General features: G+C 66.8%; 19 protein-coding genes. 7 read left to right on the forward strand and 12 right to left on the reverse strand.

Annotation, left to right across the window (positions count from 1 at the left end; genetic code table 11):
- Complete coding sequence (locus MTBSS4_RS02840; protein WP_173981875.1) at positions 1 to 810, forward strand: FkbM family methyltransferase; 810 nt, start codon at positions 1 to 3, stop codon at positions 808 to 810.
- Between the two features lie 63 nt (positions 811 to 873).
- Here MTBSS4_RS02840 and MTBSS4_RS02845 read toward each other — a convergent pair whose 3' ends face one another.
- The 3 genes from MTBSS4_RS02845 to hpnC all read right to left on the reverse strand — a co-directional run bounded on the left by MTBSS4_RS02845 (position 874) and on the right by hpnC (position 3,636).
- Positions 874 to 1,470 carry a superoxide dismutase gene (locus MTBSS4_RS02845; RefSeq protein ID WP_173981876.1) on the reverse strand — a complete coding sequence of 199 codons (597 nt, stop codon included), beginning with the start codon at positions 1,468 to 1,470 and terminating at the stop codon, positions 874 to 876.
- Positions 1,471 to 1,567: 97 nt separating this feature from the next.
- Positions 1,568 to 2,782 (reverse strand): FAD-dependent oxidoreductase, encoded by a 1,215-nt coding sequence (locus MTBSS4_RS02850; RefSeq protein WP_173981877.1) that lies wholly within the window; start codon positions 2,780 to 2,782, stop codon positions 1,568 to 1,570.
- Positions 2,783 to 2,790: 8 nt separating this feature from the next.
- Positions 2,791 to 3,636, reverse strand: coding sequence for a squalene synthase HpnC (gene hpnC, locus MTBSS4_RS02855; protein WP_254432350.1), 846 nt, complete (start codon positions 3,634 to 3,636; stop codon positions 2,791 to 2,793).
- Positions 3,637 to 3,714: 78 nt separating this feature from the next.
- Between hpnC and MTBSS4_RS02860 the strand changes: the two genes are divergently transcribed.
- Both MTBSS4_RS02860 and MTBSS4_RS02865 read left to right on the forward strand, forming a co-directional pair.
- Complete coding sequence (locus MTBSS4_RS02860) at positions 3,715 to 4,557, forward strand: phytoene/squalene synthase family protein (RefSeq protein ID WP_173981908.1); 843 nt, start codon at positions 3,715 to 3,717, stop codon at positions 4,555 to 4,557.
- Positions 4,558 to 4,793: 236 nt separating this feature from the next.
- On the forward strand, positions 4,794 to 6,590 hold the full coding sequence (locus tag MTBSS4_RS02865; RefSeq protein WP_173981879.1) for a methyl-accepting chemotaxis protein: 1,797 nt from the start codon (positions 4,794 to 4,796) through the stop codon (positions 6,588 to 6,590).
- Here MTBSS4_RS02865 and MTBSS4_RS02870 read toward each other — a convergent pair.
- Genes MTBSS4_RS02870 through MTBSS4_RS02880 form a run of 3 tightly spaced genes read right to left on the reverse strand, consistent with a single transcriptional unit; the run spans position 6,578 to position 10,303 of the window.
- Positions 6,578 to 9,577 carry an L-glutamate gamma-semialdehyde dehydrogenase gene (locus tag MTBSS4_RS02870; RefSeq protein WP_173981880.1) on the reverse strand — a complete coding sequence of 1,000 codons (3,000 nt, stop codon included), beginning with the start codon at positions 9,575 to 9,577 and terminating at the stop codon, positions 6,578 to 6,580. The genes MTBSS4_RS02865 and MTBSS4_RS02870 overlap by 13 nt on opposite strands.
- A 19-nt stretch (positions 9,578 to 9,596) precedes the next feature.
- Positions 9,597 to 9,782: a DUF2892 domain-containing protein gene (locus MTBSS4_RS02875; protein WP_173981881.1), complete on the reverse strand. Its 186-nt coding sequence runs from the start codon at positions 9,780 to 9,782 to the stop codon at positions 9,597 to 9,599.
- A gap of 8 nt (positions 9,783 to 9,790) precedes the next feature.
- The gene (locus tag MTBSS4_RS02880; RefSeq protein WP_173981882.1) at positions 9,791 to 10,303 is read right to left on the reverse strand and encodes a glycine cleavage system protein R; all 513 of its coding nucleotides are present in this window, start codon (positions 10,301 to 10,303) and stop codon (positions 9,791 to 9,793) included.
- A gap of 108 nt (positions 10,304 to 10,411) precedes the next feature.
- On the opposite strand from MTBSS4_RS02880, the gene MTBSS4_RS02885 reads away from it, so the two are divergent.
- Positions 10,412 to 10,849: a cytochrome c gene (locus MTBSS4_RS02885; RefSeq protein ID WP_254432351.1), complete on the forward strand. Its 438-nt coding sequence runs from the start codon at positions 10,412 to 10,414 to the stop codon at positions 10,847 to 10,849.
- 17 nt (positions 10,850 to 10,866) lie between these two features.
- Complete coding sequence (locus tag MTBSS4_RS02890; protein ID WP_173981884.1) at positions 10,867 to 11,688, forward strand: class I SAM-dependent methyltransferase; 822 nt, start codon at positions 10,867 to 10,869, stop codon at positions 11,686 to 11,688.
- On the opposite strand, the gene MTBSS4_RS02895 is transcribed toward MTBSS4_RS02890, so the two are convergent.
- Both MTBSS4_RS02895 and MTBSS4_RS02900 read right to left on the reverse strand, forming a co-directional pair.
- Positions 11,685 to 13,679 carry a tetratricopeptide repeat protein gene (locus MTBSS4_RS02895; RefSeq protein WP_254432352.1) on the reverse strand — a complete coding sequence of 665 codons (1,995 nt, stop codon included), beginning with the start codon at positions 13,677 to 13,679 and terminating at the stop codon, positions 11,685 to 11,687. The genes MTBSS4_RS02890 and MTBSS4_RS02895 overlap by 4 nt on opposite strands.
- Before the next feature lie 84 nt (positions 13,680 to 13,763).
- Positions 13,764 to 14,222, reverse strand: coding sequence for an Hsp20 family protein (locus MTBSS4_RS02900; RefSeq protein WP_173981885.1), 459 nt, complete (start codon positions 14,220 to 14,222; stop codon positions 13,764 to 13,766).
- Between the two features lie 247 nt (positions 14,223 to 14,469).
- Between MTBSS4_RS02900 and MTBSS4_RS02905 the strand changes: the two genes are divergently transcribed.
- Entirely contained in the window at positions 14,470 to 14,667 is a 198-nt protein-coding gene (locus MTBSS4_RS02905) for a hypothetical protein (protein ID WP_173981886.1), read from the forward strand.
- A gap of 63 nt (positions 14,668 to 14,730) precedes the next feature.
- Here the strand turns inward: MTBSS4_RS02905 and MTBSS4_RS02910 are convergent, their stop codons facing one another.
- Both MTBSS4_RS02910 and MTBSS4_RS02915 read right to left on the reverse strand, forming a co-directional pair.
- Positions 14,731 to 16,095, reverse strand: a complete 1,365-nt coding sequence (locus tag MTBSS4_RS02910; RefSeq protein WP_173981887.1) for a TrpB-like pyridoxal phosphate-dependent enzyme — start codon at positions 16,093 to 16,095, stop codon at positions 14,731 to 14,733.
- A 55-nt stretch (positions 16,096 to 16,150) separates the two neighbouring features.
- The gene (locus tag MTBSS4_RS02915; RefSeq protein WP_173981888.1) at positions 16,151 to 19,594 is read right to left on the reverse strand and encodes an indolepyruvate ferredoxin oxidoreductase family protein; all 3,444 of its coding nucleotides are present in this window, start codon (positions 19,592 to 19,594) and stop codon (positions 16,151 to 16,153) included.
- A 231-nt stretch (positions 19,595 to 19,825) separates the two neighbouring features.
- Between MTBSS4_RS02915 and MTBSS4_RS02920 the strand changes: the two genes are divergently transcribed.
- Positions 19,826 to 20,305: an Lrp/AsnC family transcriptional regulator gene (locus MTBSS4_RS02920; RefSeq protein WP_173981889.1), complete on the forward strand. Its 480-nt coding sequence runs from the start codon at positions 19,826 to 19,828 to the stop codon at positions 20,303 to 20,305.
- A 132-nt stretch (positions 20,306 to 20,437) separates the two neighbouring features.
- Here the strand turns inward: MTBSS4_RS02920 and MTBSS4_RS02925 are convergent, their stop codons facing one another.
- Both MTBSS4_RS02925 and MTBSS4_RS02930 read right to left on the reverse strand, forming a co-directional pair.
- Positions 20,438 to 20,767 (reverse strand): DUF86 domain-containing protein, encoded by a 330-nt coding sequence (locus tag MTBSS4_RS02925; protein ID WP_256367398.1) that lies wholly within the window; start codon positions 20,765 to 20,767, stop codon positions 20,438 to 20,440.
- Positions 20,767 to 21,069 (reverse strand): nucleotidyltransferase family protein, encoded by a 303-nt coding sequence (locus tag MTBSS4_RS02930; RefSeq protein WP_217425485.1) that lies wholly within the window; start codon positions 21,067 to 21,069, stop codon positions 20,767 to 20,769. The genes MTBSS4_RS02925 and MTBSS4_RS02930 overlap by 1 nt, the downstream gene beginning before the upstream one ends.
- Between the last annotated feature and the right edge of the window lie 199 nt (positions 21,070 to 21,268).

A 21,268-nucleotide genomic window follows, 5' to 3' on the forward strand; every position in this document is an offset into this window, starting at 1 on the left:
ATGACCTCGATTCAGGCGATGTTGCCCGATTGCCTGGGATTCTGCCAAAGCCGCCACGGCCCCATGGTGTTCCCCACCGGCGACGCCTATGTCGGCCGCTCGCTGGCCGAGTATCACGAATATTCCCAGGGCGAGGTTGATCTGTTCCGCCTGCTGCTGCGGCCGGGAGACGGCGTGGTGGAGGCCGGCGCCAATATCGGGGCGCTGACCTTGCCGCTGGCGCGTCTGGTGGGACCACGGGGCCAGGTCCTGGCGTTCGAGCCGCAGCGAAGCGTTCATGCCGTCCTGACCACCAACCTCACCCTCAACGGACAGGAGCAGGTCCGGGCCGAGCGGGTCGCCCTGGCGGCCGCGCCGGGCGAGATCACGGTGCCTGTCCTGCCCCTGGCCGCCATCGCCAATTTCGGCGGAGTCTCGGTGGGCGGCGAAGGGGGAGAGGCCTGTCCGGTCCGGACCCTGGATTCCTATGGCCTTGCCTCGCTTCGTCTGATCAAGATGGACGTGGAGGGGGCGGAGGGCGAGGTCATCGCCGGCGCCGTCGAAACCATCCGCCGGCTGCGTCCGGTTCTCTATGTCGAGAACGACCGGATGGACAAGTCGGCGGCGTTGATCGCCGCCATCCTTGGCCTGGGCTACCGGCTGTGGTGGCATGTGGTGCCGCTGTTCAATCCCGGAAATTTCCGCGGCAATGCCGACAACGTGTTCGGCATCCTGGCGTCGAAGAACATGCTGTGCCTTCCCGCCGAATGGGAAGGCGATGTGCCGAGAGCGGGGGAAATCCTGTCACCCGGCGCGCCGCATCCGTTCTGATCGAGGGGGATCGGGCGGCCTTCTCGCGAAAGCCGCCCCCCATGCGTCGCCCGTTGGGCGTCCTCAGCCGAGATTGGCCTCGACGAAATCCCAGTTCACCAGATTGTCCAGGAAGCACTGGACGAAATCGGGGCGGCGGTTCTGCCAGTCCAAGTAATAGGCGTGCTCCCACACGTCGACGGTCAGCAGCGCCTTCTGCCCATGGGCCATGGGCAGATCGGCGTTGGCGGTCTTGGTGATCTTCAGCTTGCCGTTTTCTTCCACCAGCCAGGCCCAGCCCGAGCCGAACTGGGTCACGGCGGCGTTCTTGAAATCGTCCTTGAACTTATCGAAGCCGCCAAGGTCGGAGTCGATACGGGCCAGCAGCTTGGCGCCGGGCTTGCCGCCGCCGCCCTTCTTCAGGCAGTTCCAGAAGAAGGTATGGTTCCACACCTGGGCGGCGTTGTTGAAGACGCCCTGCTTGGCGGGCAGGTCGGCGGCGGCGGCCTTGATCACCTCTTCCAGCGACCTGGACGCCAGATCGGTGTCCTTGGTGAGGTTGTTGAGGTTGGTGACGTAGGCGGCATGATGCTTGCCGTGATGAAACTCGAAGGTGCGGGCCGAGATGTGCGGCTCCAGCGCGTCGATGGCGAAGGGAAGGGCAGGAAGCTCGAAAGCCATGGTCTCACCTCTCATTGGCCGGGATAATCCCGAGTTAATTGGAACATATCTAAAATGATACGGGGAAGATAGGCATTCGCGGACCGGATGTGAAGTCCTATCGAGCGAATGCCAGCGTCTTGCGGCCCAGCGCCAGCCGGGCGGCGCCGAGTCCGCTGGAAATCGCCGCCTCGATGGTACAGGGCCAGGGCGACGCGATCCAGTCTCCGGCCAGGGTGATGGCGGGATAGGGAGTCGACGGCCCCGGCCGGCGGGCGATGGTGAGCGCGTCATGGGCCAGGGTGGCGCGGCGTTCCTTCATGATGCGAAACGGCGGCACGGCGGCGGCCGGCTGGCCGATGGCGCGGGAAGCCTCGGCCCACAGCAGGGCCGCGATGTCGTCGTTGGCACATTCCGCCAGACGTCCCGCCGCCGACACCGTCACCGACAGCACATCGCCGCGGGTGAACAGCCAGTGGCCGGCGGCATTGGCCAGTCCGAGGAAATGCGATTCGCCCGGCAGAACCGCCGGCCGGTCCAGCCGGAAATGGGCGTTGACGATGGGGCGGGTCGGCATGTCGCGGCCAAGGCCGGGCAGAATGCCCTCCAGATTCCAGGGCGGCAGGGCCAGGATGACGCGGTCTTCCGGTGCCAGGGACACGGTCGCGTCGTCGAAGCCCAGGCTGTCTTGCGACACCGTCAGCAGCCGGCGGCGGAAGTTGATCTCGGCGCCGAACATGCCCAGCGTCGCCAGGGCCGGCGCCACCAGAGCCGCCGACAATCCCAGGGGAAAGGTCCAGGGAATCAGGGCGGCGCTGCCCCCCAGCAGGGCTCGGCGCATGGTCCAGGCGAACATGCGGGCGGAGGCCTCGTCGGGCGAGGTGTTGAGGATGGCCTCGCACAGCGGCAGCCACAGCCGGGCGAAGGAAGGAGATCGTCCCAGCCGTCCGGCCACGGTCTGGTGGCGCGATACCCACGGCATCCCCAGGGCCGAGACGATCTCGCCGATTCCGGCCGGCAGCCGGTCGGGCGTTACCATCCAGCGGGCGCCGCTGGCCATGTCCATGAATGGAAAGCAGGGCGGGGCCGCCTGCATGGCTTCCAACCCGCCGGTGGCGGCGGCGTAGGCCAGGGTGACGCGATTGGCGCCCAGCACCAGATGGCTGCCGTTGTCGATCACCCGTTCCAGCCGGTCGTCACGAAAGGAGCGGCAGCGTCCGCCGGCATGGCCGGCCGCCTCGTGCATCACCACTCGGCTTCCCGCCCTGGCGGCGGCAACCGCCGCGGCGAGACCGGCCAGTCCGGCGCCGACGATGTGAAGGGTTCCGGTCATGGACGACCTCACGCCGTCAGGCCGCGAATAATGCCGGAAACCAGGATGTTCGCCTTGTCCATGCGGCCAAGCGCCACCCGTCCGGCCAGGGGATCGCCCTTGCGCAACAGCCGCGACAGCCGCTCCGCCACCCGCAAGGTGATGGCGGTCTGAAGTTTGAGGCGGGTATCCCTGATCAGGCCGGGCAGGGGGGTGGCCAGCCGGATCAGCCCGTCCGTGGCGTCCAGCGTGCGGGCGATGACGGCGCGCAATTGCGGAGTCGAAGCCTCGCGCTCCAGCATGTCGAGGCTCATTCCCGCGGCCTGCATCCAATCCCGGGGAAGGTAGACCCGCTTCAGTTCCAGATAGTCCTTGCCGCAATCCTGAAGGTGGTTGAGCACCTGAAGCGCGGCGCACAGCGCGTCGGCGGGCGGGAAGGTGTCGTGGGATTCCCCGTGCAGATCCAGGAGGAAACGCCCCACCGGCGCCGCCGAATGATCGCAATAGGCCATCAGGTCGGCCCAGTCGGCGCAATGGTCGCGGACCGAATCGCGGCGAAACGCCGGCAGCAGGCGCGAAGCATGCCCGATCAGGGCGGGGTCGCCGCCGACCGCTCGGCGGTAGCGAACGGCCAAGGCCACTTCCGGCGTGTCCTCGCCCCCCATCAGGGCCGCATCCAGCCGGTCGAGCCGCGCCACCTTGTCCTCGGGCGCGAGATCGGTGGAATCAGCGATGTCGTCGGCGTGCCGGGCGAAATGGTAATAGGCCATGATGGTGGCGCGCTTGGAGGCGGCCAGCAGCAGCGAGGCGACCGGAAAGTTCTCCTGCCCGGCGGTCTTGCTGGCGGCGCGCGGCGCGGCGGCGGCGCTGGACACGGCAACTCCCTGCTGTTGGAGGATTGATCGGGAAGGGCCTATATATGCCATGTCCTCCCCCGGAGAAACAGGACCTTGATGCCCCATTCCCCCGACCTGACCGATGCCGCCCGCCTAGTGCGGGATTTCGACCGGGACCGTTTCGTCACCGCATTGTTCGCCCCCCCGGACCGGCGGGAGGAACTGATGCTGCTCTATGCCTTCAATGTGGAGATCGCCCGGGTGAGGGAAAGCGTGCGCGAGCCCATGGCCGGCATGATCCGCCTCCAGTGGTGGCGCGACACCCTGGCCGCCGCCGTTGGGGATGGCGGCCACCACCACTCGGTGGCCGCACCCTTGACGGCGCTGATCCGCCGTCTCGACCTGCCGCCGGGGGAGTTCGAGCGTTTGCTGCTGGCGCGCGAGCGCGACCTCGACGCCGAGGGACCGCCCGACATGGACGCCGTCCTGTCCTATGCCGAGGAGTCTTCGTCCGTGCTGACCGGGCTGGCGCTGAGAGTGCTGGGCGCCAACGCCGAGGCGGACCACGTCGCCGGGCGGCATGTGGGCATCGCCTGGGCATTGGTCGGACAGCTCCGTGCCCTGGGCTTTCACCTGTCAATCGGAAGATTGACGCTGCCGGAAACCATCCTGCGCGAGACTGGAACCGACGGACAGGCGGTGCGGGATGGCCGCGCATCCCCCCAGGCGCTGGCTAGGACGGCCCGGGTCATGGCCGCCGTCGCACGCGACCACCTGGACAAGGCCAGGTCGGTCGCGCTATCCAGGACGGCGTTGCCGGCCCTGCTGCCGGCAATTCTGGCCGATGGCTATCTCGATGCCCTGGCCGGGGTGGATTGCAACCCGTTTCATCCCGCGTTCCAGCGGGTGCGCACCCGCCCCCTGGCCCTGGCCTGGGCCAATCTGCGGGGGCGAATCTGATATCATGCCGCATTCGTAACAATAACGTTCCGCATTGGTAACATTATCTGGCCGGGGTGTCGCCCTGGAACCGGTCTCTCTGATCGCAGGTTGATCTTCATCCACAGTATTATTGACAACACGCCCCAATTACGTAATTTGGTACCATAATATTGTTTTTAGGAACTCGACGCTTCGGCCGCTTCCCGGGGGGAGGCTGGCGCGGCTTTGGGGAATCCTGGCAGGCGGGGGGCACCATGGCGGATCAGGACCAGTCGGAAATATTGCAACGCTTCGCCAACGAGGCCGGCGGTCTTGGCATCCAGGTGGTGGAGGTCATCGGCAGGGTCGAGGACGTCACCCGCCATGTCGGCCACCAATCCTCGCTGATGGCGACCATTCAAGACCGCATGACCGCCCTGAAAACCGAGACCGCCAGCATTGCCGAGACGGCGGGGCGCAGCCACAGTCTGGCCGTGGACGCCGCCGCCGCCATGGGGGTGTCCAAGGAGGAGATCGTGCGCTCCATCGACGACATCACCCAGCTCACCGACATGGTGGTGGCGGGGATGGAGCGCATCGGCACCCTTCAGGAGGCGCTGCACCGGGTCGGACGGGTGGCCGCGTCCATCGAGGCCATCGCGCGGTCCACCAACATGCTGGCGCTGAACGCCACCATCGAGGCGGTGCGTGCCGGGGAATCCGGCCGGGGGTTCGCCGTGGTCGCCAGCGAGGTCAAGGAACTGGCGCGCCAGACCGCCACCAGCACCGCGGAAATCCGCCAGACCCTGGACACCCTCCAGGCCATCGCCTCCAGCCTGGCCCAGGACACCGAGGCCAGCGCCAGCCGCGCCCGCGTCGTCAATTCCAGTACCGCCACCATCGGAGCCCGTGTCGACGACATCCGTGACTTGGTGGAGCGCATCACCCACGACATGCGCGAGGTGACCTCCGAGGCGGAGGCCATCAATGTCGACGGCGCCAATCTGATGAACGCGGTCGAGGAGGCGACCACCGGCATCGCCGTATCGGCTTCCAATCTGGATACCGCCCGCTCACGGCTGGATACCATGCGTCAGGCCGGCGAGCGCCTGATCGCCATCACTTTCGATTCCGGATGTGAAACGAACGACACGCCTTTCGCCAGGGAGGTGGTCCGCATCGCCGAGAGCATCGGCGCCATTTTCGACAGGGCGGTCGACGACGGCGCCATTTCCATGGCCGACCTGTTCGACGAGAATTATCAGGAGATTGAGGGCAGCAATCCGCCCCAGTACATGACCCGTTTCTCCACCTTCTGCGACCGCGCCACCCAGGCCATCCTTGATGGCGCCCTCGGTTTCAACCCCCGCGTGGTGTTCTGCGTCCTCAACGACCGCAACGCCTATGCGCCGACCCACAACACCAAGTTTTCCCACCCCCAGGGCAACGATCCGGTCTGGAACGCCGCCAATTGCCGCAACCGCCGCATCTTCAGCGATGCCACCGGCATGGCGGCGGCGCGCAACATGGAAAAGATCTGGCCGCAGGTCTATCGCCGCGATATGGGCGGCGGAAATGTCATGGTCATGATGGACGTTTCCTCGCCGGTCTATTGCAAGGGACGGCACTGGGGAGCCATCCGCCTGGGCTACACCACCGATTCGAGTTCCTATCTCAGCGCCGACCGCGGCAGCCGCGAGGAGGCTATCGCCATGGTCGAGCGGGCCGCCGCCTTCTATCGCAAGGAAGGCAGGGAGCGGCTGATCAGCGCCGTGGCCGACAAGAACGGAGCGTTTCTGGAAAAGGACCTCTATGTGGTGATCCAGGATCTGGCCGGCAGGGTCATCGGCCATGGCCGCAATCCCGGACTGGTCGGCGCCGACGGCACCACCTTGAAGGATGCCAACGGCAAGCTGTTCTCGAAAGAGATGATCGATACCGCCCGCCGCGACGGCTCCGGCTGGGTTGATTACGTCTGGGCCAACCCGGCCACCAAGGTGCTGGAAAACAAGTCCAGCTATGTCAAGCAGGTTGACGATATCGTTCTGTGCGTTGGAATCTACAGCGCCTGACCCAGCAGCCGGGCATCGCCGCCCACGGCGGCGGTGTTAACGCTGCGGCAGAATTCGGCGGCGTAGCGGACCAGGGTATGGGGGCCGCCGGCCTTGGGACCGGTACCCGACAGGCCCAGGCCGCCGAACGGCTGCGATCCCACCACCGCGCCGATCATCGAACGGTTGACGTAGATATTGCCGACCCGCAACCGGCCGGCGACGGCGCGTATGGTCGATTCGATCCGGCTATGAACGCCGAGGGTCAGGCCGGTGCCGGTGGCGGCAATGGCGTCCAGCATCTGGTCAAGGCCGGACGCCTCCCATGGCAGGATATGGAGTATGGGGCCGAACACCTCGCGGTCCAGCGGTGTCATGTCGGCGATCTCGTAGGCGCGGGGGGCGAACAGACGCGGTAGCGTTTCCCGCGCCGGCGGCGCTACCGCCACCAGCCGGGCGCACGTTTCCAGTCTGGCGGCGTGGGCCTCCAGCATGGCGAGGGCGTCGTTGTCGATCACCGGCCCGATATCGGTGGCGAGCAGGGCGGGATTTCCGAGCCGAAGTTCGGCCATGGCGCCGGCCAGCATGGGTTCCAGCCGTGTCCAGGCCTCGCGCTGGACGAACAGCGCCCTGAGCGCCGAACAGCGCTGTCCGGCGCTGCGGAAGGCGCTTTCCATCACGTCGGCCACCACCTGCTCGACCAGGGCGGAGGAATCGACGATCATGGCGTTGATGCCGCCGGTCTCGGCGATCAGCGGCACGATTGGGCCATCCTTGGCCGCCAGGGTCCGGTGAATGGCCCGCGCCGTCTGGATGGAGCCTGTGAAGGCCACTCCGGCGATGGCCGGATGGGCGACCAGTCGCCGGCCAAGCTCCGGACCGCCGGCCGCCAGATGTAGCACCTCCTCGGGAATGCCGGCCCGATGCAGCAGGCTCACCGCCTCGGCGGCCATGCCGGGGGTCTGTTCGGCCGGCTTGGCGACGACGGCATTGCCGGCGGCCAGGGCGGCGGCCACCTGTCCGGTAAAGATGGCCAGGGGAAAGTTCCACGGTGAAATGCACGCGAACACGCCGCGTCCGCCCAGCCAAAGCTCGTTGCTTTCCCCCGCCGGTCCGGGCAGGACGGTGGGCGGGCCGAACCGGCCTCGGGCCTCGACCGCGTAGAACCGCAGGAAATCCACAGCCTCCCGCACCTCGGCCAGGGCGTCGGGAACGGTCTTGCCGGCCTCGATGACGGCAAGCCGCATCAGGTTCGGACGGGCCGACTCGAACAGATCGGCGGCCCGTTCCAAGACAGCGGCCCGATGCTCGCCGCCCAATCGGTCCCAACCCGAGAAGGCCCGGCCGGCTTGGTCGATCATTCCGGCCAACGCGGCCGGGGTGGTCGCCACGACGACGGGGGGCGACCGGGAGGCGGCGGCCTCCAGGTCGCGGTCAAGCCCGGCGATGACCACCGGATCGGACAGGTCCAATCCGGTGGAATTACGTCGGGCGGGGGCGAACAGATCGGCTGGCAACGATATGGCCGACGGCCGGTTCTGCGGTGTCGCCAGCGGATCGGTCACCACCTCGTCCGCCGCCAGGGTTTCGTCAGCCATCCGGTTGACGAACGACGAATTGGCGCCGTTCTCCAACAGGCGCCGCACCAGATAGGGCAGCAGGGTTTCGTGCCGCCCCACCGGGGCGTAGGTCCTGCACGGATACTCGGCGACGATGGGATGATAGAGGGCCTCGCCCATGCCGTGCAGGCGCTGATATTCCCAATCGGTCCGCTCGCCGGCCAGTTCACGCACCGCCGCCATGGTGTGGGCGTTGTGGGTGGCGAACTGAGGGTGGAAGATGCCTCCCTCCGCCAGCAGGTCGGCGGCACAGGCCAGATAGGAGATGTCGGTGGCGGATTTGCGGGTGAACACCGGAAAACTGGCCAGTCCGCGTTCCTGCGCCCGCTTGATCTCGCTGTCCCAATAGGCCCCCTTGACCAGACGGACCATCAACCGGCGGCCGGCGGTCCGCGTCCGCTCCGCCAGCCAGCCGATCAGAGGCCGGGCGCGCTTCTGGTAGGCCTGCACCGCCAGTCCGAACCCGTCCCATCCCGCCAGTCCGGCGTCGTCCAGAACGGTTCCGATTACGTCCAGCGACAGGTCCAGCCGTTCGGCCTCCTCGGCGTCCACCGTCAACCCAATATTGACGGATCTGGCAAGGCGGCACAGATCCAGCAGGCGCGGCGTCAGTTCGGCGCCGACCCGTTCGCGCTGGGCCATCTCGTAGCGTGGATGCAGCGCCGACAGCTTCACCGAAATGCCCGGACCATCCACCGGTCCACGCCCGGCCGAGGCTTTCCCCACCGCGACGATGGCGGCGGCATAGGAATCCAGGTAATCGGCGGCGGCGCGGGCGGTGCGGGCGGCCTCGCCCAGCATGTCGAAGGAATGGCGATACCCCTTGGCTTCCCATGCGCGGGAATGATCCAGCGCCTCGGCGATGGTGCGGCCCATGACGAAGTGCCGGCCCATGATGGACATGGCGGCGGACAGGGCCTGACGCAGGACGGTTTCGCCCAGCCGGTTCAGGACGCCATGGGCCTCGGCATCGTGCAGCATCCGCCCGCCCAGCATCAGCGCCCAGGTGGAGGCATTGACCAGCGCCGACGGACTGTGGCCCAGATGCTCCTCCCAATGGCCCGAGCCGATCCTGTCGCGGATCAGCAGGTCGACGGTCGCCCGGTCGGGAATGCGCAGCAGCGCTTCGGCCAATCCCATCAGAACCACCCCCTCATGGGTGGCGAGCCGGTACTCGGCCAGGAAACCTTCCAGTTCGACCAGATGATGGCGTCGCTGCCGGGCGCCGTCCACCAGCGCCGTCGCCGCCGCCATGATCCGCCCCCGCTGAGCGGAGGACAGCGGCACGCGGGCGCTCAGCTCGGCGATCAACGCCTCTTCCGGAGCCAGGGCGAGGTCGTGCAGGAGATCGCGGGAGGAATCGTGAGGCGGAATCGACGCAAGGATCATGATGCCTCCCGTTCCGGGGTCACCGGGGCCGCGTCGATAGTCCCAACATCATGTAGCCGGGACACCAGCCCAGAATGGCGGAAATCACCGGCACCAGTCCCAGCCATCCCCAACGCTGGATCAGGCCGGCCATGGCCAGTCCGATCAGGATGATGCCGACCAGGATGCGTAGAACGCGGTCAAGTCGTCCAATATTGCAGGCCATGTCCGGTCTCAGGCCTCCTCGATGTGACAAGACAGGTTCAACTCGCCGGCGGTATTGGCGACGGTGGCCAGGCAGGCATCGGCCCGCGCCGAAATCGCCACCGAAAAGCGGGTGATGTAGATCCCCTGTTCGGGGATGCGCTGGGCATCCATCCGGACGATATTGGCCTGAAACTGGCCGAACACCTCGGACAGCCGGGCGATCAGGCCGGGACGGTCGCCGCCCGACACCACCACCCGGTGGGTGATGCGCCCCAGCGGGCCATGGGCGGCATCCATCTCGAACGGTCGAACCGCGATGCGGGCGTTCGACAATCCGGGCAGGGTGGCTAGATCGCGCTCGATTTCTGTCACGGTGACCTCGGCGGGCAGGTCGCAGACCGACGAGAACTCGGCGCCGCCGCCCAGCATGGCGAAGCTGGTATCACCCAGATTGGCGCCGACCTCGAACAGGCGTCCGGTGATGTCGGCCACCAGACCGGGACGGTCGGGGCAGAACACGGAAATCAGCACGGTGGTCATGGGACGCCTCGCCTTGAAACTGTCTGCGCCCCATCATGCGGCAGGCGCGGCCATTTGTTAACCCCGAGACATGCGGTTATACTCCACGCCATGAAACGAGGATGGAAGATGACCCTGGCGCTGGTGGTGGCGGTGACCGTCACCATTGGCGGCTGGCTGGCGTGGCGGGGACAGGGATCGGCCGTTCCCGTCGACGATCCTGTCAGGGTGGCGGCGGGCAGGACGCTTTATGCCAGCCATTGCGCCGCCTGCCACGGCGCCGACCTGGAGGGCGAGCAGCCCGACTGGCAGATCCGCAAGCCCAGCGGCGAATTGCCGGCGCCCCCCCATGACGCCAGCGGCCACACCTGGCATCATCCCGACGAACAATTGTTTGCCATCACCAAGCACGGCATGGCACGGTTCGCCCCGCCGGGCTACAAGACGGCGATGCCGTCCTTCGTCGGCATCCTGACCGATGCCGAGATCCGTTCGGTTCTGGCCTTCATCCAGGCCTCCTGGCCGGCGGAGATTCGCGAACGCCGCGCCACCATGTTCAAGAAATGAAGCAGGAAGCATAAGCCTTGGCGACCCAGATCAAGATCGGCAATTACGGATACACCTGCCAGCCGCGCTGGGGTTTCGGGTCTCCCGTCCATCCCCGTCTGGCCGACATCATCGGCCGCCACAAGTCCGATTACCTCCGACTGATCGAACGCTTCGTCGATCTGCGCGATCTGTTCGCCGCCATTCCGAGGGAGGCGGCCGAGGATGCGGCGACGCCGCGCTGGATGAATCCGTGGTTCACCGGGCTGGACGCCATCGCGCTAACCGGGATGCTGGTCCGCCACGACCCCAGGCTGCTGGTCGAGATCGGTTCGGGCAATTCCACCAAGTTCGCCCGTCACGCCATCGCCGCCAGGGGATTGCGGACCCGCATCGTCTCCATCGACCCGCAGCCCCGCGCCGAGGTCGACGGCCTGTGCGACGAGGTGATCCGGACTCCGGCCGAATTCGTCGACCAGGGCGTGTTCTCGCGGCTCAAACCCGGCGACATCCTGTTCATCGACAGTTCGCACCGCTCGCTGCCCAATTCCGACGTCACTGCCCTGTTCCTCGAAATCCTGCCCGACCTGCCGCCGGGAGTGTTCGTCCACATCCACGACGTCTACCTGCCCTATGACTATCCCCCTCACGCCGAGGGGCTGATGTATAACGAGCAATATCTGCTGGCGGCGCTGCTGCTGGGCGAAGCCAAATGGCTGGAACCGGTGTTTCCCGCCTATCTTGCCGCCCAGGACCCTCAACTCTCGGCGAGGTTCGCTCCCATCTGGCAGGCCTTGGGAACCAACGCCTTTCCGGCGCCATCCAATTCCTTCTGGCTTAACATCAAAAGACGCCGCTAATCACTTGCCAGGACAGTGATATCCGCCGGCGGCTTTCCGGCGGCGTGGCGCTGCCAGACCTGTTCGAACGCTGTCTCCAGATGGCGGGTGAAGCGCGCCGGAGCAAAGGCCGGGGCATTGGGCAGCAGGCCTTGCAGGCGGTTTCTCAGCTCCGACCGCCGGACCGGGTCGCGCCCCAATGCCACCGCCAGCTCCACCATCGCCTCGGAATCGGGGACCGACAGATCGGGTAGCCCCACCGCGTGCAGCAGGGAACTCGCCACTCGCGAAGCCAGCCTTGGCCCGGCGACGCTGACCAGCGGCACCCCCATGCGCAGGGCATCGGCGGCGGTGGTGTGGGCGCCGCAGACCAGGGCATCCAGGAACAGGTCGGCGGCGGGAATGCGAGCCAGGTGATCCGGCCTGGGCAGGACCGGCGCCCAGATCAGGCGGGACGGATCGATGCCGGCATCCCTGGCCGCCCGCTCCAGCCGCAGCCGGGCGGGTTCGGGCGGAGCCAGTTGCCACAGCACCGCCCCCGGCACCATGGACAGCACCCGCAGCCATAGACCGAAGCTGGCGCGATCCAGCTTGCGATGGCCGTTGAAGGAACAGAACACTGTGGCGTTTTCGGGCAATCCCAGTTCGCTCCGGCCGGGCGGCGAGGCGGGGCAGGGGGTCCAGGCCTGATTGGCCTGGTAGGTGTCGGGCAGATGGATCAGCCGTTCCGAGAAGTGGGCGCGATGTTCCGGCGGCGCCAGCACCTTGTCGACGATGGCGTAATCCAGCCATTGCGCCCCGGAACTGGCGGCCAGCCCCAGCCACGCCGCCTGGATCGGCGCCGGCCGCAAGGCGGCGATGCCGGGGCGGGCATGGCGGGTGAACACCGACATGTCGACCAGCAGGTGAACGCCATCGGCGGCGATCCGTTCGGCGGCGGCGCGATCGCCCAGTCCGGACAGGTCGACAAAGGCATCGGCCTCCCGCGCCACCTTGTCGCGCCATGGCGATCCGTCGTCGGGTCCGACCGAATAGGCGATCGGCCGCACCCTGCCGCGGTCGTGGTTGAGAAACACATCGCCGGCCAGATGCATGGTGGCGTGCTCGCGATAGTCGGGCGAGAGATATCCCACCACCAGTGGTGCCGGAGCCTTGGGCCGGGGGCGGATTACCGGCCGGGGCCGCCCCGCCACCCGGAAATCGGCCTCGATGCCGGCGATGCGCAGGATTTCCGCTCCGGTGAACGGATGGAAGATGGCTTCCTGGGTGGCCACCGCCAGCTGGCGCCGTGCGGCCGCCGTGTCCAGTCCGGCGCGGATATCCTGGAACAGGGTTTCCTCCCGATCCCAGTCGGCGGTCTCGCGGTACAGCCGCAACAGGTGTCCCTTGGCCGGAGCCAGGGTCGGATCGATGGTCAGGGCCCGCCCAAGATGGGCGGCGGCCTCGTCGAGACGGCGAAGCCGCAACAGCACCTGCCCCAGCATGGCCTGCAACTCGGCGATGCCGGGATGATGCCGGACGGCGTTTTCGAGCGCGGGCAGCGCGACGTCGGGATCACCGCCCACCAGCAGCAGTCCCAGATTGACGTGGCCGCCGGGATGAGCGGGCGCCACCTCGGCTAGACGGCGATAGACCGCGACGGCGTCGGCGACGCGCTGAAGCTGGCGCAGCGCGTTGCCCAGCGCCAGCAGGCTTTCCGGATCATCGGTGGCGGCAAGGTGGTGGAGGATCGGCAAGGCCTCCTCGACCCGGTCCAGCGCCATCAGCCCCTTGGCCTTGCTGAACAACGAGGGCGGATGGCCGGGATGGGCCGCCAGAATGCGGTCGAGATGAGGCAGCGCCTGGGCATGCCGTCCCGCCATCAGCAGGAACAGCGCCAGATTGTAGCGCACCGGCACCGAGGCCGGCGCCAGACCCGCCAGCTTTTCCAGAATGGCGACCGCCGGCTTCAGCTTGCCCGATTGGGCGAGCCTGACCGCCTTGGCCATTTCCTGATCCACATTCAGCATCATGCGCCGGTTGTGGCCGAGCCGGGACGAATTGGCAAGGCCCAAAGGAACCCGGGGACGGGGGGCCGCCCCCGGGAATGGCCGCGATCAGGCGGCGTGGGATTCGATCAACCGGGCATCCGGCTGCGTTTCGATCTTGATGGTGCGGGGCTTCATGGCCTCGGGAATCTCGCGCACCAGGTCGACATGCAGCAGGCCGTTGCTCAGCGACGCCTTGTCGACGCGGATATGGTCGGCCAGTTCAAAGCGGCGCTCGAACGACCGGCCGGCGATTCCGCGATGGAGATATTCCGCCTTGGGCTCTTCCTTGCGGACCTTGCCGGAAATCGTCAGCCCCTGGCCCTTGGAGGTGATGTCGAGATCACTCTCCTTGAAACCGGCGACCGCCATGGTGATGCGGTAGTGATCGTCGCTCAGCTTCTCGATGTTGTAGGGCGGATAGGACAGGGCCGACTCGTCGAGTCGGGGGGCCGATTCCAGCAGATGGTTGAGGTGGTCGAACCCGACGGTGGACCGGAACAGCGGGGACAGATCGAAAGTACGCATAGCCAGCTCTCCTTTGCGAAGCAACCAGACAGGGCGGCGGCGGAAGCGCCGCGCGCCCTTGAGACCCCATAAGCGGCGGCCTCGTGCAATCGAGATAGGGTGGGGTCGGCGGCTGTCAAGTCCGGCACCATGGAACCGAAATGATTCCAAGGTATGGCTGGAATACCCCTTTGCTCATTTTACATGGGCATGATGTATGTTTAATGTCACATTCAGGTTAGGGGATATTCCTTGGGGGGAAGACCTTATGCGGCAGGATGAAGCCGGCACCATCGACAGATTGGCCATGCTTCTCGACGACGAGGCCTCGGGACGTCCGTTCGACCCCCTCGAGGCCATTCGCCTGGCCCAGGACGTATCGCGGATCATTCCCGAAATCGCCCCCTTCATGTCCAGCCTGATCGGCCGCATGAAGTCGCGTCACGCCCGCATGGCCGCCGCCTGACCCTGACGTCGCGCCTGCGGATGGGGGAGCGGCCGCCACCGTCCGCTCCCCCCCTTTCCGGCATTATTCGGCGGCGACCTTGGGCAGGCTGGCGAGAGCCTCGTCCAGGGCGTCCTGGTCGTAGGGGACGTCCATCAGTTTGCCGGCGAAGTAGTCGGTATAGGCCTGCATGTCGAAGTGGCCGTGTCCCGACAGGTTGAACAAGATGGTCTCGGCCTTGCCCTCGGCCTTGCAGCGCAGGGCCTCGTCGATCGCCCCCTTGACCGCATGGGTGGATTCCGGCGCCGGCACGATGCCTTCGGCGCGGGCGAACTGCACGCCGGCGGTGAAGCATTCGATCTGCTGGAAGGCCTTGGCCTCGATCAGCCCCAGTTCCTTGACATGGCTGACCATGGGGGCCATGCCGTGATAGCGCAGCCCGCCGGCATGGAAGCCCGGCGGCATGAAGGTGGACCCCAGGGTGTGCATCTTGACCAGCGGGGTCAGGTGGCCGGTGTCGCCGAAATCATAGGCGTAGACGCCCTTGGTCAGGGTCGGGCAATTGGCCGGTTCCACCGCGACGATGCGGACCTTGTCGCCCTTCAGCTTCTCGCGGATATAGGGGAAGGCGAGGCCGGCGAAGTTGGAGCCGCCGCCGGTGGCGGCGACGATGACGTCCGGCTTGTCGCCGGCCATCTCCATCTGCATCATCGCTTCCTCGCCGATAATGGTCTGGTGCAGCAGCACATGGTTCAGAACGCTGCCCAGCGCGTACTTGGTGTCGTCGCGCTGGGCGGCCATCTCAACCGCCTCCGAGATGGCGATGCCCAGCGATCCGTTGGATTCGGGAAAGCGTTCCAGGATGGCGCGGCCGGCATTGGTCAGCGGCGACGGGCTGGGAATGCACTTGGCGCCGTAGGTTTCCATCAGGGCGCGGCGATAGGGCTTCTGGTTGTAGGAGATCTTGACCATGTAGACCTCCACCTCCAGCCCATAGAGCGAGGCGGCAAAGGCCAGCGACGAGCCCCACTGACCGGCGCCGGTCTCGGTGGTCAGGCGCTTGACGCCTTCCTGCTTGTTGTAGAAGGCCTGCGGCACCGAGGTGTTGGGCTTGTGGCTGCCGGACGGGCTGACGCCCTCGTACTTGAAATAGATCCTGGCCGGGGTGCCCAGCGCCTTTTCCAGCCGTTCGGCCCTGATCAGCGGCGCGGGACGCCACAGCTTGTAGACGTCGCGCACCGGCTCGGGGATGTCGATCCAGCGTTCGGTGCTGACCTCCTGCATGATCACCGCCATCGGAAAGATGGGGGACAGGTCGTCGGGGCCGATGGGCTGGCCGGTGCCGGGATGGAGCGGCGGCGGCAACGGGGCCGGCAGGTCGGCGGCCAGATTGTACCAGGCCTTGGGCATGCGGTCCTCGGGCAGCAGGAACTTCTTGGTATCGCTCATTTGGTAACCTCCCATTGGATGATTATGGCTCATCCTGTTTGTGGTCTTGTCGTTCTCATTCAGCGGCGAGCGGGCGTGTCCTCCCCTCGCCGAGACGGGCCAGCAATTCGGCCCGCCGGGTTTCCGCCTCCCGGACGGAGCGGCGCTTGACCGGGCCGAAGCCCCGGATACGGTCGGGCAGGGCGGCCAGTTCCACCGCCGCATCGTATGAGTCCGGCGACAACCGGCGCAAGATCCCGGTCACGTCGGCTTCGTAGCGGGCAATCAGCCGGCGCTCCAGCCGGCGGTCCGCTCCGAACCGGAAGGGATCGAACATCCCCCCCCGCAGCCGCCGCAAGCCGGCCAGCAGACGCAGCGCCGGCAGCAGCCAGGGGCCGAAAGCCAGCTTGCGCGGGCGGGTTTCGTCGTCGGTGGCGAAGCCGAGCAGGAAGCGGAGACGGACCTTGCCCTCGAACTGTTCGCCCAGGCCGGCGATAAAGCGCGGATCGGACAACTGGCGGGCCACCTCGTATTCGTCCTTGAAGGCCAGCAGCTTGGCGTAGCCTCGCGCCACCGCCAGACTGAGGCGCGCCCCCTTGTCGGGAAGGGTGGAATCGGCACGCTCGACGGTTTCGACGAAGGCTCGGTAGCGGGCGGCATAGGCCTCGTCATGATAGACGGCGAGGCGGGCGACGTTGTCGGCCACCAGTTCCCCCAGGGAAGGCTCGGCGCGTTCGGGCGCGGCCTCCGGCAAGCCGGCGGCTTGCCGCGCCTTGTCGGAATCGTGGGCGAAGCGGCGGCCCCAGGCGAAGGATTCCAGATTTTCAGTCACCGCCACGCCGTTCAGGCGGATGGCCGCGTGCAGCGATACCTCGGACAGCGGAATCAGGCCGCGCTGGAAGGCGTACCCCAGCAGCAGGATGTTGGTGAACAGCGAGTCGCCCGACAGGTGCCGGGACAAGGTCGTCGCCGCCACCTCGTCCACGCAATCCGCTCCCAGGCGCTCGGATATGGCCCGTCTCAGGGCGCTGACGTCGGGGATGGCGTCGGGGGACAGCACGCTGGCGGCGGTGGGGGCGACGTCGCCGTTCACCACCGCCCGGGTTCTGCCGCGTCGCAGCCGGGAGACCGCCGCCGGGCCGCCCGCCACCACCATGTCGGCGGCGATCAGGGCGTCGGCGCCCCCCATGGCCAGCCGGGGGGCGTGCAGACGGGAGGAATCGTCGGCGATCCGGACATAGCCCAGCACGCCGCCGCCTTTCTGGGCCAGCCCGTTGAAGTCCAGCACCGTGGCCGCCTTGCCGTCGAAAGATGCGGCATGGCCGATGATCTGGGTGATGGTGACCACGCCGGTGCCGCCGATGCCGGCCACCAGGATGCCCCAGGGACGCCCGGCCGGCGGCGGGGCCGGCGGCGGTGGCAGCCAGTCGGCCGCCAGGAGAGCGGGGGGCCTCGTCCGCTCTCCCTCGACCATGACGAAGCTGGGGCAGAAGCCCTCGGCGCAGGTGAAGTCCTGGTTGCACGACGACTGGTCGATGTGGCGCTTGATTCCCTGGGGAGTCGCCACCGGCGTTACCGAGACGCAGTTGGAGACCCGAAGGCAATCGCCGCAGCCCTCGCAGACCTCCTGATTGATGACGACGCGGCGGCGCCTGTCGGCCGCCTCGCCCTTGCGGCGTCGGCGGCGCAGCTCGGCGGCGCAGACTTGGTCGAAGATCAGCACCGACACGCCCGGCCACCGGCGCAGTTCCCGCTGCACCGCATCCAGTTCGGAACGGTGGTGCAAGGTGGCGCCCATGACGAGGTCACGGGGACGGTGGCGACCGGGATCGTCGGAAACCAGGGCGATGCGGTCGACGCCTTCATGCCGCAACTGGTGGGTGATGCGGGCGATGTCGAGATGACCGTCCAGCGGCTGGCCGCCGGTCATGGCGACGGCGTCGTTGTAGAGGATCTTGTAGGTGATGGTGAGGCCGGCCGCCACCGCCTGGCGAATGGCGGTGCTGCCGGAATGGACATAGGTGCCGTCTCCCAGGTTCTGGAAGATGTGCTCCATGTCGCTGAACGGCTGGATGCCCATCCAGTTGACGCCCTCGGCCCCCATGTGGAGGACGCTGCTGGTGTCGCGCGGCATCCACGCCGCCATGACATGGCAGCCGGTACCGGCCATGGCCAGACTGCCCTCGGGCACGCGGGTCGAGCCGTTGTGGGGACAGCCGGAGCAGAAGAATGGGGGGCGCGGCGGCCGGCCCGGCGGGCCAAGGGACTGAATCTCCCGCTCCTTGGCGTCGAGATGCCTCAGGTAGTCGCGGGGGCCGGGTTCGGCGGCAAGGCCCAGGCGCTCGACCAGCACCCGGGCGATGGCCTCGGGGGACAGCTCGCCGCAGGAAGGCAGCAACGGCCGTCCCGATTCGTCGGTCTTGCCGATGATCTCCGGCCGTTCCGAGGCGGGCAGGCGGTAGCACAGCTCCTTCAACTGCGGCTCGATCACGCCCCGCTTTTCCTCGACCACCAGAATGGTCGGGGTTCCCCGGGTGAAGGCCAGGGAACCCTCGGGTTCCAGCGGCCAGGTCATGCCCACCTTGTAGAGCCCCAGCCCCAGGGCCGCCGCCCGCTCGCAATCCACGCCGAGATCATCCAGCGCCTGGCGCAGGTCCAGCCACGCCTTGCCGGCGGCCATGATTCCAAGCCGGGGCCGCTCGGCTCCGAACGCCAGCCGGTCCAGGCGGTTGGCGCGGGCGAAGGCCTGGGCGGCGCGCAGCTTGTGGCGTTGCAGCCGATCTTCCTGGGCCAGTTGCGGATCGCCGAAACGGATGTGCAGCCCGCCCGGCGGCGGGTCGAACGGCGGCATGACGATGGCGGGGCGGCGAGGAGCGAACAACACCAGGGCCGAGCTTTCCACCGTTTCGCTGACGGTGACGAAGCCGGCGTAACAGCCTGAATAGCGCGACAGGGCGAACCCCATCAGCCCCAGGTCGAGATAATCCTGAAGCCCGGCCGGACACAGGACCGGCATCATCCAGGACATCATCAGCTGTTCGCTTTGGTGCGCCATGCTCGACGACATGGCGCCGTGGTCGTCGCCCACCACCACCAGCACGCCGCCCTTTGGGGACGAGCCCAGGGAATTGGCGTGCTTCAGGGCATCGCCGGCCCGGTCCAGCCCCGGCCCCTTGCCGTACCACAGGGCGAACACCCCGTCATGGCGGGCGCCAGGAAACAGCGGCACCTGCTGGCTGCCGATGACGGCGGTGGCGGCCATCTCCTCGTTGATGGCGGGGCGAAAGACGATGCCGGCCTCGGCCAGCGCCCGCTGCGCCTTCCACAGCGCCTGATCGTAGCCGCCCAGCGGGCTGCCGCGATAGCCGGAGATGAAGCCGGCGGTGTTCAGCCCGGCCGCGCGGTCGCGGCGGCTTTGCTCCAGCGGCAAACGCACCAGCACCTGGGTGCCGGTCAGAAAGGCGGCATCATCGCTGCCGGCGACGGACGCGCCGCCGCCCGTGTCTTCGGGGGTCACCATCCGCGAACGTACTCCCAAGTGGCACGGCCCGTGGCGATTCGGCCATTTTGGCCGATCCGGTCGCACGGGGAGTCCCAACCCGGAAAAACATCCCCGCGAATCGCATGCCTTATGATTATTGTCGAAAATTATAGGCTCAATCCCGGAGGTGTTTCATTGCTAAAACAATATTCCAGCGGTAGGTTTAGGGTTGAATCATCCATGATTTCCAGACTTGGGGGATGAATCGTCTTGCAAACACCGGATGCCTTCGATCGAAAGATCCTGTCCGAGCTTCAGCGCAACGGGCGGCTGTCCATCGCCGAATTATCGGAGCGGGTGGGGCTGTCGGCGTCGCCCTGCTGGCGCCGGGTGCGCATGCTGGAGGAGGCGGGAGTGATTCGCGGCTACACCGCCCTGGTCGATCCGGCCGCTCTGGGCCTGGGGCTCAACGTCTTCGTCGCCGCGACCATCGACCTCCACCGCGCCGCCGAGTTCGAGGCGGCGATCATGAAACGGCCGGAAGTTCTGGAATGCTTCGCCATGACCGGCGATCAGGATTACCTGCTGCATGTGATCACCGCCGATATCGAGGCGTTCGACCGCTTCCTGCGCGAGGACCTGATCCACATGCCCGGCGTCGACAAGGTGAAGTCCAGCTTTGCCCTGAAGGCGATCAAGAGCACCAGCTCGTTGCCCGTCGACGTCGCGTCGCGGAGCGAAATCCCGTAAGGTCGTCGGCCGCATCGACGGGGCGGGACGGATTTGCGCGAGTGTCGCGGCCATTCCAAGGCCGGCTCTGGCGGATGGGGTAGGCTGGCAGAGCAAACCTTCTATCGTTTAAAATAAAGTCGTCAGATGATTTCAGACGGATGATCGCAGCGCATTTTCCAATGGATCGAGATCATCCTGAACCACATCCCAGATACGCCGCGTGTTGGTGCGGAAATACTCATGGATAATGCTGTCGCGAATGCCGGCGATGGCCCGCCAGGGGATTTCCGGATGGGCGACTTTGAAATCCGGGTCGATGGCCTTGACCGCCTCGCCGATCACGCCGATGGAATAGAGCACCGAGCGGACGACAACGGGATTCTTCTCGAACGCGGCAAGATTCATTCCCTGGGTATCCACCCTAATATCAGCAATCGCCGCCAGAATGTCGCCGAGTCTGTCCCGATGCCCGCGCGGCATTAGAACACCCGGACCTGATCGTGTTCGAACGCCGCCCGCACGGCCGGCCGGAACGACTCGATCTCCCCCAGGTCGACGGGACGGCCGAGCACATCCTCCAGCAGCAGACGGGTGTCCTCCATGCGGATCAGCGAGAACGAACGACCGGCTTCGATCTCGACGGCGATGTCGATGTCGCTGTCGTCGCGTGCCTCGCCACGGGCCACGGACCCGAACACCGACAGATGCGCGACGCCCCGGCTACGAAGCTCGGCCTCCGTCGCCTTGAGGCGCTGCATGACGTGTTGAAGGGGGGCTGCCATTGAATTTTCGCCCGTTGCGGATCAAGCTCGTGACCCAAGGATAGGGCGGGATGGCGCTGGCCGCAAGAAATTGGGTGGAGAGGGTAATGGTGGACTATAGGTTCGGTTACAGGTTCACCGCTATCTCAGCGAGACATACCAATGGGTTTAAAGAAAAGTCGCTACGTAGATCGAGGACTCGCGTAGCGGTGCGCGGCCA

Source organism: Magnetospirillum sp. SS-4 (genome assembly GCF_902729425.1).
Lineage (GTDB): Bacteria > Pseudomonadota > Alphaproteobacteria > Rhodospirillales > Magnetospirillaceae > Phaeospirillum.